The 13,381-nt window shown below is 37.1% G+C and carries 14 protein-coding genes; 8 read left to right on the forward strand and 6 right to left on the reverse strand.

Annotated features, from left to right (window positions below):
- The first annotated feature begins 64 nt into the window (after positions 1–64).
- Positions 65–1,456, forward strand: coding sequence for a MocR-like pyridoxine biosynthesis transcription factor PdxR (pdxR, locus tag LO754_RS21980; RefSeq protein ID WP_231785257.1), 1,392 nt, complete (start codon positions 65–67; stop codon positions 1,454–1,456).
- Positions 1,457–1,595: 139 nt separating this feature from the next.
- Here the strand turns inward: pdxR and LO754_RS21985 are convergent, their stop codons facing one another.
- The 4 genes from LO754_RS21985 to LO754_RS22000 form a co-directional block, all read right to left on the reverse strand.
- Positions 1,596–2,381, reverse strand: coding sequence for a hypothetical protein (locus LO754_RS21985; RefSeq protein WP_231785258.1), 786 nt, complete (start codon positions 2,379–2,381; stop codon positions 1,596–1,598).
- A gap of 160 nt (positions 2,382–2,541) precedes the next feature.
- On the reverse strand, positions 2,542–4,173 hold the full coding sequence (gene abc-f / locus LO754_RS21990) for a ribosomal protection-like ABC-F family protein (RefSeq protein WP_024360826.1): 1,632 nt from the start codon (positions 4,171–4,173) through the stop codon (positions 2,542–2,544).
- A 481-nt stretch (positions 4,174–4,654) separates the two neighbouring features.
- Positions 4,655–5,035: a hypothetical protein gene (locus tag LO754_RS21995; RefSeq protein ID WP_025220782.1), complete on the reverse strand. Its 381-nt coding sequence runs from the start codon at positions 5,033–5,035 to the stop codon at positions 4,655–4,657.
- A gap of 83 nt (positions 5,036–5,118) precedes the next feature.
- A complete protein-coding gene (locus tag LO754_RS22000; protein ID WP_231785259.1) occupies positions 5,119–5,628 on the reverse strand; it encodes a DNA-deoxyinosine glycosylase in 510 nt (169 codons plus the stop codon).
- 171 nt (positions 5,629–5,799) lie between these two features.
- Here LO754_RS22000 and LO754_RS22005 point away from each other — a divergent pair, with 171 nt between their 5' ends.
- From LO754_RS22005 to LO754_RS22015, 3 genes are all read left to right on the forward strand, one after another.
- Positions 5,800–7,392: a sensor histidine kinase gene (locus LO754_RS22005; RefSeq protein ID WP_231785260.1), complete on the forward strand. Its 1,593-nt coding sequence runs from the start codon at positions 5,800–5,802 to the stop codon at positions 7,390–7,392.
- Positions 7,389–8,099 carry a response regulator gene (locus tag LO754_RS22010; RefSeq protein ID WP_231785261.1) on the forward strand — a complete coding sequence of 237 codons (711 nt, stop codon included), beginning with the start codon at positions 7,389–7,391 and terminating at the stop codon, positions 8,097–8,099. Before LO754_RS22005 ends, LO754_RS22010 begins: the two co-directional genes overlap by 4 nt.
- 98 nt (positions 8,100–8,197) lie before the next feature.
- Positions 8,198–9,520, forward strand: a complete 1,323-nt coding sequence (locus tag LO754_RS22015) for a citrate:proton symporter (RefSeq protein ID WP_231785262.1) — start codon at positions 8,198–8,200, stop codon at positions 9,518–9,520.
- 46 nt (positions 9,521–9,566) lie between these two features.
- Here LO754_RS22015 and LO754_RS22020 read toward each other — a convergent pair whose 3' ends face one another.
- Positions 9,567–10,358 (reverse strand): DUF2268 domain-containing putative Zn-dependent protease, encoded by a 792-nt coding sequence (locus LO754_RS22020; protein WP_231785263.1) that lies wholly within the window; start codon positions 10,356–10,358, stop codon positions 9,567–9,569.
- 109 nt (positions 10,359–10,467) lie between these two features.
- On the opposite strand from LO754_RS22020, the gene LO754_RS22025 reads away from it, so the two are divergent.
- Positions 10,468–10,734, forward strand: coding sequence for a hypothetical protein (locus LO754_RS22025; protein WP_024364000.1), 267 nt, complete (start codon positions 10,468–10,470; stop codon positions 10,732–10,734).
- Between the two features lie 74 nt (positions 10,735–10,808).
- Here LO754_RS22025 and LO754_RS22030 read toward each other — a convergent pair whose 3' ends face one another.
- Positions 10,809–11,501 (reverse strand): polysaccharide deacetylase family protein, encoded by a 693-nt coding sequence (locus LO754_RS22030; RefSeq protein ID WP_227665478.1) that lies wholly within the window; start codon positions 11,499–11,501, stop codon positions 10,809–10,811.
- 411 nt (positions 11,502–11,912) lie between these two features.
- On the opposite strand from LO754_RS22030, the gene LO754_RS23570 reads away from it, so the two are divergent.
- The 3 genes from LO754_RS23570 to LO754_RS22040 all read left to right on the forward strand — a co-directional run bounded on the left by LO754_RS23570 (position 11,913) and on the right by LO754_RS22040 (position 13,251).
- Positions 11,913–12,035, forward strand: a complete 123-nt coding sequence (locus LO754_RS23570) for a hypothetical protein (RefSeq protein ID WP_255313814.1) — start codon at positions 11,913–11,915, stop codon at positions 12,033–12,035.
- A gap of 229 nt (positions 12,036–12,264) precedes the next feature.
- Positions 12,265–12,567 carry a YunC family protein gene (locus LO754_RS22035; RefSeq protein WP_024364002.1) on the forward strand — a complete coding sequence of 101 codons (303 nt, stop codon included), beginning with the start codon at positions 12,265–12,267 and terminating at the stop codon, positions 12,565–12,567.
- A gap of 33 nt (positions 12,568–12,600) precedes the next feature.
- Positions 12,601–13,251: an SIMPL domain-containing protein gene (locus LO754_RS22040; protein ID WP_231785264.1), complete on the forward strand. Its 651-nt coding sequence runs from the start codon at positions 12,601–12,603 to the stop codon at positions 13,249–13,251.
- The last annotated feature ends 130 nt before the right edge of the window (positions 13,252–13,381 follow it).

The following is a 13,381-nucleotide window of genomic DNA, read 5'->3' on the forward strand; positions in this document are numbered from 1 at the left end:
GTAAAAATAGAGCCACTTATTATACATTTTGACGGTACCAATTTTAAGAAGGAGTAAAGCAAACATGTTATGGATACCTATAAATAGAGCGTTAGATATACCATTAAATAAACAGGTCTATCGACAAATTCGTGAAAAAATTTTAAATGGAACATTACAAGGCGGGGAGAGATTGGCTTCAACACGTAAACTTTGTTCTGAATTAAATGTTTCCAGAAATGTCATATTAGAAGCGTATGAGCAACTCGTGGCAGAAGGGTTTTTAGTTTCCCATAGAGGCTCAGGTACATTTGTTGCAGATGGCGCCCACTTAACTCTATCTAGCAAAGAAACTGTTCAAAAAAAGATAGAAGACAAAACAACAGCACCAAAAATTGATTTTCGTTCGGGCATACCTGCGTTAGACTTATTTCCCCGGAAAACATGGGCTAAATTATCCCATAATATCTGGAACGATACGAATCCTGCCATTTTTGGTTACGATCAACCCGAAGGTCGATATGAATTAAGAGAAGAATTAGCCAACTATTTACTAAGAACGAGGGGTGTTGACTGTCATCCAGATCAAATTGTTATCACCTCAGGTGCTACACAAGCATTGACTGTTATCACTCGATTATTTTTGTTAGCAAATGATGTAGCGATTATGGAAGACCCCATTACAAATGATATTCAAACGATATTTAAATCTTCTGGAGCTTCTATTTATGCTATTCCTGTCGATCAATGCGGTATGCGAACAGCCTTACTACCTCAAGATCGACAGCCAAAATTCATCTTTATTACCCCATCTCATCAGTTTCCATTAGGGGGTACTTTACCAATCCAACGCAGAATTCAATTAATAAACTATGCAAGGCACAAAGAATGTTATTTGGTAGAGGACGATTATGATAGTGAATTTAGGTATGAAGGTCCTCCTGTAAGTTCATTGCAAGGATTAGACCCCCATCGTGTGCTTTACATTGGATCTTTTAGTAAAATTCTTTCACCCGCATTAAGAATTGGTTATTTGGTTCTCCCAATAGACCTTGTTGAAAAATGCCGTCAGCTTAAATGGTTTTCTGACTTACACACACCTTCGATAGATCAGCTTATTCTTGCTCGTTTTATTAAAGAGGGTTACTTAGAACGACATATTGCAAAAATGAAAAAGTATTATAAGAATAATAGAGATTTTCTTATCGATTGTTTACATACAACTTTTTCAAATAAAATAAAAATTTTAGGCTATTCCACTGGATTGCACCTCGTTGTAGAAATGCAAAACATTCATTTCTCAAGCGCATTACTCCAAAAAATCGAGCAATTTGGTGTGAAAGTATATCCCGTAGAAGATCATTCCATTAGAAAAGGGAAACATAACAATCAAATTATTTTAGGATTCGGACATTTAAAGAAAGATGAAATACAAGAAGGCATAACGCGTTTATTTCGTGCAATCTTTCATAAGTAAAAAGAAATGAATGCTCTTAACACCAAGTTCGCATAACTTGTCGCATTTGAATTGGTAAAATGCATAATTAACATGGCTATTACAAAAGCTAATAAGTCATTAAAAACCCCTAAGCGTACTTGCGCTCAGGGGTTACTTATTATTGCTTAAAAGCTGTTGCCATTGCAAGTGCCTTCATCGGGTCCTTAATGGAATCAAGCGTATAGACAAGCTTTCCATCCTGCCATACGATTAAGTTTCCTGTTTTATAAACATCTAAATGTACCATACCGTGTTCGTGTGGGATTGGAAGTGTATGGGATTCTAAATATTGTACTGCTTGTTTTGCCAGCTCTACTCCAGCTTCTGGATTATCTGTTCGGGTATGAGTTGCTATTGCCCATCTTCCTTCATTCCAACCAATCCATAACGAGCCTGCGCCTGCATCCTGATAACCAGTCATATTGAAGCCAAGCGGAACTTGTTGCCCTCCATTTTTACTAAATTCTTCATAAGCAATCTGTTCGCTTGCCTCATCTATACTGTCATAGAGCTTTACAGTAAGTTTGGCAATCGCAGTTGCGGCCGTTGCATTTTTTAGCTTTACATCATTAACCGGAAGATACTCTTTACTTTCTAGAAATAGAACTTCAGTTTGTTGTTCTTCACTTTTAGTTGTTGCGGTTAAAAAAGCTCCTTCCGTTAGTGGAACATTCGTTGGCAAAACAATGGCTAGTTTTGTTCCAAGTTGCTCCTTTATTGTTTTCAATGCTTCTGCCTGCGTTAAAGAAGAGACTGTGTCTTTAGATGTTGTTTCAGAAATACAAAGTTTATTTTCGTTCCATTGATGGTCTTGTTGTGTATCTTGCTTACTATTCGTATCTCTTTCAGTACATGCGCTAATGATACTAATCGTTAGTATAGTTATAAAAAATAATTTTTTCATCTAGACACCTCAATATTTGCTTTTTATCTATTACGTCCTAATTTTTCGAGTGTGCCCGAAGATTTATGACATTCATAAGAGTCTCCAACTTATAAAAGCGAGCAATTGTTTACTGAAATTACGTTAATGTTCCCCACTTTTTGCTGTCTTAAACGTCAAACTAGCGGAGTTCATTAATTTGCTTCGTCAACTCATTAAATTTCCGATCAAGCACAGCATATTCCTTATCTTTGGCGGTTAGAAAGCTAAGTTTGCCAAGTATTTCTTGTCTTTCATTTTCTAACTTTAGCCGTTGTGCACTTGTATCATTTTGTTGCTGTGGTATGCTCTCTCTCCATTTTTTCACGATTCCTTTATTTTCAAGCTGCCACACAATATTTGTTGTTTTCTCAATAAAATAGCGGTCATGCGACACAACGAGCAATGTACCTGTATATAGCTCCAACGTTTTCTCTAATTGCTCTCTTGAAGGCAAATCAAGATGATTCGTTGGCTCATCTAAAATTAGAACATTCTTTTCTTCTAAAATATACGCCATCAACTTACACTTCACACGCTCGCCCATACTCATATTGCCAATAGGTGCTGTCCAATGACTTGCAGTAAACCCTAAATGTTTCATGACATTGCGGACTTTCCCTCTTTCCTCGAATGTCTCCTTGTGAAAATATTGCTCTGGTGTAAGATTCAATGGCAAATCGAATACATCCTGCGTTAAATAGCCGATAGTAGCTGCCGGTGAAATCCACAAATCACCATCTGCTTTTTCTTGTCCTGTCAGCACCTTCAATAAAGTCGTTTTGCCACTACCATTTGGACCTGTAATGGCAATTTTATCACCAAATTGTATTGTCATTGTTAGATCTTGAAATATAAGACGCTGACCAAAAGATTTTGTTACATGCTTACATTCTAAAAATCGTTTGCCTACTCGCTGGTTTGTCTCTACTGAAAACCGCACTTCCTCTTCTTGCTTAGGCGGCTCAACTTTGTTCTTTGCTAACTCTTTTTCCAAGCGCTTTTTCTTTGATTTTACTTGTGCATCCATTCGTTTTGCTTTTACTCGGTAAAACTCTTTAAAGCTCTCCTGCTTGGTCGATTGTGCATGTGCCTTTTGCGACCAAGAGGATAGCTCGTTCATCTGCGCTTCAATCCGTTCAATATTCTTTTGCTGCTTATCATAGGCGCGTTGTTGCGCTAGCCTTTGTTGCTCTCTAGCCGCTATATAACTTGTATAATGCCCGCTATGTTCGAGCAGTTTACCATCTTCCAAAGACCATATTTTAGTGGCAACTTCGTCTAAAAAATAACGATCATGAGAAACAACAATAATTGTACCATCATATTTTTTTACTTGAGCGATAAGCATCGCTGTACTTGTTTCATCTAAATGATTTGTCGGTTCATCCAACAGTAGTAATTGCGCATGTTGTGAAAAACCTCTTGCTAGTCGCCTTTTCAACTTTTCTCCACCGCTTAATGCTGCAAACTCGATGTTTGGTACATGCCATTTGGCAAGTAAATCCGCTTCTTCTGCGCTTACTTCCCAACTGTCGATAGTTGCTTGCTCTTGTTCCACATAGGCCATTTTAACATGCTGCAACGGCACTAGCTGTCCTGCCGTAGGAGTTAGGATGCCTTGAATAAGCTGTAATAATGTCGATTTGCCAGCTCCATTCTTTCCTATAATACCAATGACTTCGCCTTGTTTTACTGTTGCCGTCACCTGTTCAAAAATCCGTATGTCTCCTACCTCATACTGTACATTCTGTATTTTTAAAAGTTCTTTCATTTCATCCGTTCCTCTCTATATAGAGGGACAAAAAAATCCCTCCAATTATTTTGGAAGGATTAGTCGCGAAATATCAAACACAAAAAAGCTCAATGTTTGAGCCTTATTATGAGAAGCTCCAATACTAAAAATGCCACACCAAGCGCGTTCGTACGGTAATTTGCATTTTTAGTATACGTTCAACAATAGCAGGCGTTTGAGCCTACAATCGTGCACTTTATGGAAAATGGGCAGACTAATCCTATTTTTGATTCATTGAAATATACATTTCATGTGCAAAAAATAAGATTAGTTAATCATTAGCCACCCATCGTCCCTTCATGTTTAGTTACAATTATTGTAACATCAATTACTTAAAAACAGAATACATTCGCTTCGTATTTTCATCTCGCGCCTTTTAGAAAATCGCTATGGCACAATGCCCACTTAAATTTCGGCAGTTTTCTACATGCTCCATTCGAATCCCTACGATTTAAATCCATTATCTAAAACATTCAAACGAAAGAATATGGTCTCTTGTTAATGTACGGAAACGCCATCCATATCTATTACTCCATCGGAATCCCGCAATAAATTCCCTACCTATGACCGTAGGGAAAAACCAAAAACTTCTTCCGTTGTTCATCCATAAATACGTGTTTCTAAATAAACACGATTGAATGCCATTTGAGCCACCATGCCACGCGGGCATAGGTGGAGCAAAGTTTGGTGGAGCACTCATTGGCATTTGCCCAGAAGACGGTGGTCCAAAGTTTGGTGGTTGGCCCATATTTGGTGGTGGTCCAACTGGCGGAATACCTGGAACATTCCAACTCGGACCTCTGAAATTTTCCCCATAATTATTATTTGGATATAAATTCAATACAAACTCCCCCCTTTTACATATTTCACTATATGTAAGGGGGCGAAAGTCGCTTGAGCAATTAGCCTACCATATGACCTCGTTTACGTTAAATACGATTGCATCACTCGCCAATCCGCTAACTTTTCGTCGAAGGATTTTATATTTTTTCCAGGGATTGGGCTAGTCGATGGCATCTTTTGATAGGCTCGTCCATCTAAAACCTCAACACCAATATGCTTTTTAAACACTTCAAAAGCTTTCCCACCATTAAAAAGCACAAGTTCTATATTTGGATACTGTTTAAAAAGCGTTTTAAAATCATTTGATTTTTCATTGCGAATGGCGGCATCTAAGCTACCCTTGCGCTCACACGATTCGATGGTATCCCAAAGACCAATCCCATTTTCCTTTAGCAACTCTATTCGCATTTTATAATCTTCCGGTATTGTTCTCTTTACAATTTGCCCAATAATAGCCCAAAAGTGATTGCGCGGATTGCCATAATATTGCTGTTTCTCTAATGAGAGCTTTCCTGGCATTGAGCCAACAATAAGCACCTTTGTTGAAGCATCAACAACAGGTGGCAGTACATTTTTCACTTCATTTGACATAGCCATCACTCCTTGCTTTTATTGTAACGCTAAGTATTTACAGCAAAATTCTTTTTATGATTAATTTAGCCACTATAAAATGACTCGAACTCTTTATTTGGTGTATGCTATTCTATTCCCAAATACGCTCTTTTTACAAGATGGCAAACGAAAACTATCTAGAGGTGAAATATGAGAAGTTTATTCCAGTCTCTAACAGTTAAAATGATTTTTTTAATGTCGATTTTAATTTTAATGATATGTGGGCTCTTTATGTATCTATTGCAAGAACATATACGAGATACAACAGAAAAGCAAATAGGCGTGGAAGCATTGAATATTGCTAAAACAATCGCTTCTATGGAGGAGATTATTACAGCATTCGAGCATGAAAATCCAAGTGACATTATCCAACCAATCGTCGAACCTTTAAGAGAGGAGATAAATGCAGCATTTATCGTAGTTGGCAATGCACAAGGTGTTCGTTATTCCCATCCCGCAAAAGATCGAATAGGACATCCCATGGTCGGTGGGGACAATGATGCTGCATTACTAAATAAACAAGCCTATATTTCTAAAACGGTTGGTTCCTTAGGTGAATCAATCCGAGGTAAAGCCCCTATTATGATAGACGAAAACATTATCGGTGTTGTTTCTGTCGGTTTTTTAACCGCGCATATCGATACAATCATCAAAGACCATCTTATGAAGTGGCTCAATTACACAATTATTATTCTTTTCATAGGTATACTTGGGGCAATCGCCATCTCTCTTTATATTAAAAAATTATTATTTAATATGGAACCAATCCAAATTGCTAAATTATATCAACAAAACAAAGTGATTTTAGAAACGACGGAAGAAGGGATTATTGCTGTCGATCATTTAAATCAAATTACCACTATTAATAAAAGTGCATACGGAATGCTAGATTCTACTCACAATCAATCCATTTCAGCATGGATGGGAACTAAAATCGAGCACATTTTCACACCTAAAATCGTTGCAGAACAACATATTCATAACTTAGAGCTAACACTCAATGAACATATTATCATCTTAAATAAAGCGCCTTTAGTGGAAAAGAAAAGGAAAATAGGTTCTTTATATACATTTAGAAAAAAAGTAGACATCCAAAAAATTATTGATGAACTGAAACAAGTCAAACAGTATGCCAATATGCAACGCGCCTATACACATGAATTTGCGAATAAGCTTCATATTATTCTAGGTTTGCTATTTTCTAAACATTACAATCAGGCAATTGAGTACATTAAAGAACAACGAAATATTCATCTTAAACATCAAGCTTTTCTAAATAATAATGGCACATCCCCTCTACTCCTAGCATTAATTCAAGGGAAGCTGGCAGAAGCAACGGAACTGGGCATTAAACTCGAGCTGAAGGAAATTCCCCCATCTATGAAATTATCTAAACTTCAGGAGGATGCTATTCTTACAGCACTTGGCAATGTTCTTCAAAACGCTATTGAATCTTTAAAAAACTTGCCGTCCTCCGATAAAATAATTCAATTATCTATTAACGATTATAAAAATCATTATTTATTGGAGATTCAAGATAAAGGCCCCGGTATTGACCACAAGCTGACCGATAAAATTTTTGCGAAAGGTTTTTCAACAAAGGAAGGCTTAGATCGAGGACATGGCTTAACAATCAGCAAAAAAGCTCTCGAAAAAATAAATGGAGATATTTTATTAGATGCTGGAGATTTATCAGGAGCGTGCTTTTTAATAATCGTTCCTAAAGGAGGTAAGCGCTTATGACAACATCCTGCACAAGTGTATGGATTATAGAAGATGACTTTAGAGTAGCAAACATTCATGCAGATTATGTTCATACAATAGGTGGTTTTACCGTTACTGAAAATTTACGGACTGGGCAAGAAACGATTGAAAAGCTAAAACAATCCACCAACTTACCAGCGATTATTTTAACCGATTTGTATATTCCTGATGTCGAAGGGAGCTCTTTAGTACACCATATACGGCATCATTATCCTGCCATCAACATAATCGTTATTTCTGCTGCAACAGAAAGAGATTTAATAAAAGATGTCATAGATTTAGGCATTTTAGATTACTTAATTAAACCTTTTGAACAACAACGACTTCATCAAGCGTTTAAAAAATATTTGCATACATTTCATTTATTTCAACACACATCAAACTTCACGCAAGTTGACCTTGATTCCATATTTTATCGTGAATCTACTGCTACAGAAGATACCTTTGTAAAAGGCATTGATTTACACACATTACAGGCAGTTAAAGAGGTCTTCGAAAAAATAAAAACCAAGGAACTTACAGCCTCACAATTGAGTGAAATCATCGGTTCTAGTCGTTCAACTGCCCGCCGCTATTTAGAATACTTAGTTGGTGAACAGTTTTTGTACATCAAACCGATATACGGAACAATTGGTAGACCTGAAAGAAAATATATATACTATGGAACTTATGAACAAAATGAATAGTATGTATCTTATCTAACTTATGACCATATTATTCCCTCCCTATTTACAGCATGCTACCTTTTAGTAGTCAGAATACTCAATTAAAGGGAGGGGTTTTTTTGAGCTTAAGTATCCTTGGTTTCATCACCATTATCGTCATTATTGCCTTATTAATAAGTGGGCGTGTCTCGCCGCTTGTTGCAATGGTTATTCCACCGATAATCGCTACTTTTATCGCTGGCTTTCGTTTCGAGGAATTAGGGGAATTCTTTAGTTCCGGACTAAGTTCTGTGATGAACGTAGCGGTAATGTTTATCTTTGCTATTATCTTCTTTGGTATTATGCAGGACGTTGGATTATTTGAGCCATTGATCAACAAAATGATTGCGCTTACAAAGGGGCGTATTGTTGTCGTTGCTATTGTAACTGTACTAATTGCTGTTGTGGCTCAACTAGACGGGTCTGGTGCTTCTACATTTTTAATTACGATTCCAGCACTATTGCCTTTATATTTACGCTTACGCATGAATCCATACTTGTTACTTTTATTAATTGCTGGAGCTGCAGCAGTGGTGAACATGGTTCCTTGGGGAGGTCCATTAGGGCGGGTGGCTTCCGTGTTAGAGGTGGATATCACTGAACTATGGTATCCGTTAATACCCATTCAAATCATTGGTGTTCTATTAATGTTAGCTTTAGCCTTATACCTTGGCTTTAGAGAAAAGCACCGTATTCTGAAGCAATACGGCACACTTGATTTTACGCATGACGACCAACATATTACACAAGGTGTTGTGTCATCCGAAGTAGACCAATCTTTACGACGACCAAAACTATTGTGGGTGAATGCAGTAATTGCTGTCATGGTAATCGGGGTTTTAGTCGCGGGTATTGTACCGGCAGCATTAGCCTTTTTAATCGGGGTAGCTATTGCTCTGCCCATTAATTATCGTACACCTAAAGAACAAATGGAGCGCGTGCGGACACATGCTCCGAATGCGTTAACGATGGCGTCGATTATTATTGCAGCGGGCTTATTTTTGGGCATACTAAATGGCACAGGCATGTTAAATGCTATTGCCAATAATGCTGTCAATATTTTACCGGCAGGACTATCATCTTATTTGCATATTATTATCGGTATATTAGGTGTACCCTTTGATTTATTATTAAGTACGGATGCCTATTATTTCGCCTTGCTTCCTGTAGTTGAACAGATTGGTTTATCTTTTGGTATTGACTCTCTCTCCACTGCATATGCCATGATTATTGGTAATATTGTTGGTACGTTTGTTTCACCACTTGCCCCTGCTGTCTGGTTAGCTTTAGGCTTATCTGGTTTAGAGATGGGAAAACACCTAAAATACTCTTTCTTTTGGATGTGGGGTTTAAGCATTGTTTTACTAGGCATTGCAATAGCAATAGGGATTATTACCATTTAAATTAGCAGTAACCAGTTGTCGATTTGTATCGACAACTGGTTTTTAGTTATACCGAAAATATAGAACCCTTAAGTATTTCTTCAGAATGTTTTTCATGTAACTTATTTGATGCATGCTTTTGTATATATGTTCGGACCATTTCATAACCAATACAGTATCCTATATGTGAAGGAAGCCTCCCACCATATAAAAACTCAATATGATGATCTAAACCTTTAACATTCATGTTAGGCAAAAAGTATGTCTTCCATATAGCTAACATTTTGTCCGTAGAATAATCTTTCAACCAAGGCGCTAACCATTTGGCACCGTATAATTCCTCCACTGCACATTCAGCTAAGCCCTCTATAATTAATGAATCTAATAGCGTTACTTCCTCTAATGATTTGTTTAAGTAGTGCAGTCGACAAACATGATTATACTCATGTGCAAATAACGCCTGTAACTCTTGCCTTTCTAATTCTCCTAAAAATAAAAATAGAGCATCTGGATAGGCAACTCCATTTTTATTTGTGACACTTTGCTCCTGTGTTAGAGGAAAAATATAGATGGGTATATCATGCCCGCTCCATTTCTTCTTTAAATAGAACAATTCCTCTCGTATAATTTGCCAAGCATTTTGCGCTTGCAGGCTTTTTATATCGATATTTTCATGCGCTCGAAACAACCCTTGTTGTTGTAGTTCAAATTGGATTTGTTGTGGCGTTCCATCTTTAAAATGGTCTAGTAATCGGCTACAAAGAATCGTACATTGTAAATCTTCAAACTCTCTACTATGCATCAATTTTCGACTAGTTTTGAACTCATGTAGCCAATCATCTGTTGATATTACCGACATTCACGCACCCCCTTACGATAGCTTATGTTTCCAATAGACAATCGGCTAGTGATAAATGTATGCAACGGCATATATTAACTTGTAAGGACGTAGAAAGGAGGAGATTCTTGTGAATCCAACTGATTGTTATAATCTTTGCTGTAAATATCACGGTAAACGTGTAAGAATTACTGATACATCTGGCAATGTTCATGTTGGAAAAATAACGAAAGTGGATAGAAAACAGGTATGGGTTCTACCTGATAGACAATATAGAGGATACGGCTTAGGTCTTTGGGGTTGGGGATTTAGACCAGGATTTGGTGCTGGACTTGGCATTGGTTTTGCATTTGGAGCAATTGCTGGTATTGCGTTGGCACCTTTATTATTTTTCTAATCTATAAATACCTAGAATATCCGCTTCTTATAGAGAAAAATAAGCCATTTCAATATAATGAAATGGCTTATTTTTTATTGAATTTTCTCTTGTTGCTGCTTTTTTTCAATTAATTCTGATACTGTTACAAATGTATAGCCCTGTTTTTTTAAGGTTGGTATGATTTCTTCTAGGGCTTTAATCGTTTGAGTGCGGTTGCCGCCTCCATCATGAAACAAAATCACATCTCCTGGTTTTGTTCCCCCTAACACCTTTTGGACGATTTTATTCGCCCCTGGCTCTTTCCAATCCTGTGTATCTTGATGCCAAGACCACATGACTACTTTATAACCGTTGTTTACAGCAGTATTGATCATCTTTTCAGTATAATTGCCACCCACAGGACGGAATAAAACAGGAGAAAAGCCAGTAATACTATAAATCATCTGGTTTGTCTGCCTTAGTTCTTCCTGTAAATCAGGAATTGAAACTTTATACGGGTGAGAGTACGTATGATTGGCTAATTCATGCCCCTCTTTATAAGTTCGTGAAACAAGCTCTGGATACTTTTCTGCATTTTGACCAATAATAAAAAATGTAGCCTTTGCTTCATACTTAGCTAAAGTATCTAGTATTTTTGCGGTGTATTTTGGATGTGGACCATCGTCAAAAGTTAAGGCAACGATTTTATCCTTTGTATCTATATCCCAAACAACTTCACCAGTCTTCTCATATTCACTACGTCCTTTTTCTGCAGAGGTACGCATGTCTGTTAAACATATCGACATGAATAATAAGCAAACCGTCAAAAACAATACATTTTTACGTATCACAGTATCACCTCCCATGTTTCATTCGCATATTTCAGCTCATCTTACTATTTACGAAAGCCGCTAAATTATACTATTGAGGTGCTACCTGTTTTTACTTAAACCCTTTAAAAAGATATGTTAAAAAACCAATTAACAAACAATTTCTTCATCATTCACAGTTTTTTACTTAAATTTATTTCGCCCACCTTTATTTTTAAATAATTTTCATTTACGCAACGTCAAATTTTGAACGAAATGTGAAACCTTTCATTTAGCCCTTTATTTTTTTGAAAATCAGTGTAAAATAAAGGGCATAACTGATATATAACAATTATTCAAAATAACACAACTGTTATACTACAAATTGACAACAAAGGGGATTTTACAATGTGGGTTATTACTGTTTTTGAGCAAGATACATTCCGTATGTTCGAGTACACTACGCAAGATGAGGCTAAATTAGCGCTAAAAAATATAAAACAAACAGCTATGCTTTCATATACAAAATAATCAGTGCCTGACACTGACACAATTTATCTATTGAGAAATTAAAATCCACGTAGCTTTCTGCAAAAATGCACCCTACGTAAGACGCAACAGTCCTCACGCTAGCGAAGGTTGCGGCTTACTTCGTGCACGCAAAAGCGCAGTGGATTTTTTTCGCTTTAGAATTTTAGTAGAAATATTGAACACCTTTTTATCTATTGCCATATGTATAGAGAGAAAAGGAGTGATGTTCATGGTGACAATTGAACCTATTATGATTAAAGGTCATTTTTTCACTGCTGTGATTGTGCATTTACCAAAAACAACGTTATTAACTATATCTAATGATACAGGCTACATCATGTGTGGTGCATTAGATGTCGGTCTTTTAAATAGTCGCTTATTAGATCGAAAAATTGTGGCAGGTCGAGCGGTTGGCGTGAAGACGATAGATGAGCTATTAACCGCCCCTCTTGAATCTGTTACATTTGAAGCGGAGCAACTAGGTATATTTGCAGGAATGACTGGTGTAGAAGCATTGTTAAAAATGATTTAACATGCTAGAAACCAGTCGGGAGGTGGGATTCAAATGTATTACACACATGCCCAGGCACAAGTACCCCACACATCGCGAATAATGACTGTTAGCGGAAATGGAAAAGTAGTCGCTAACGCTAGTTATGTCCAGCTTCAAATAGAGGTCACGACACAAGGCGAAAGTGTACAACAAGCGCAGCACCAAAATGCTAGCTCTATGAATCGTGTTATTCATGCTCTTTTGGCGTTATCTATCCCAAGAGAAAACATTCAGACCGCCGCCTATACGATTACACCTATTTATGATTGTGTAGAAGGTAAACAAATGTTTAAAGGCTATGAAGTAGTAAATGCTATCACGGTAAAAATACCTGATACCAATCTAGTAGGAGCTGTTATTGATACAGCTGTCGAAAATGGTGCAAATCAGATTTCCTCCATCCAATTTAAAATTGAGCATGCGGATGAATACTATCAGCAGGCTCTCAGCTTAGCACTTCATAATGCACAAATGAAGGCGAAAACAATCGCTCAAACGATGCACTTATCTGTACAGCCACAACCGATTGAAATCATCGAAGAAAACGATCATGCCCCTGTGCTTTATAAATCAATGGCAATGGCTGATTCATCTATGACAACCCCCATTGAGCAAGGTCAACTAACCATTAGTGCAGCTGTTCGCGTTACATTACAATACTAAAAAACAAAGCCAGACTCCATTTGATGAAGTCTGGCTTTTTCCTTGTCTTGTTATGTGTGCCATATACGTTCAAGCGAAAGTAATCACTCATGAACTGTAAACGACCTTCATATATTTATTGAGTGTAAAA

This window comes from Lysinibacillus sp. GJ-1, assembly GCF_021166035.1.
In the GTDB taxonomy this organism is placed as follows: Bacteria; Bacillota; Bacilli; order Bacillales_A; family Planococcaceae; genus Lysinibacillus; species Lysinibacillus sphaericus.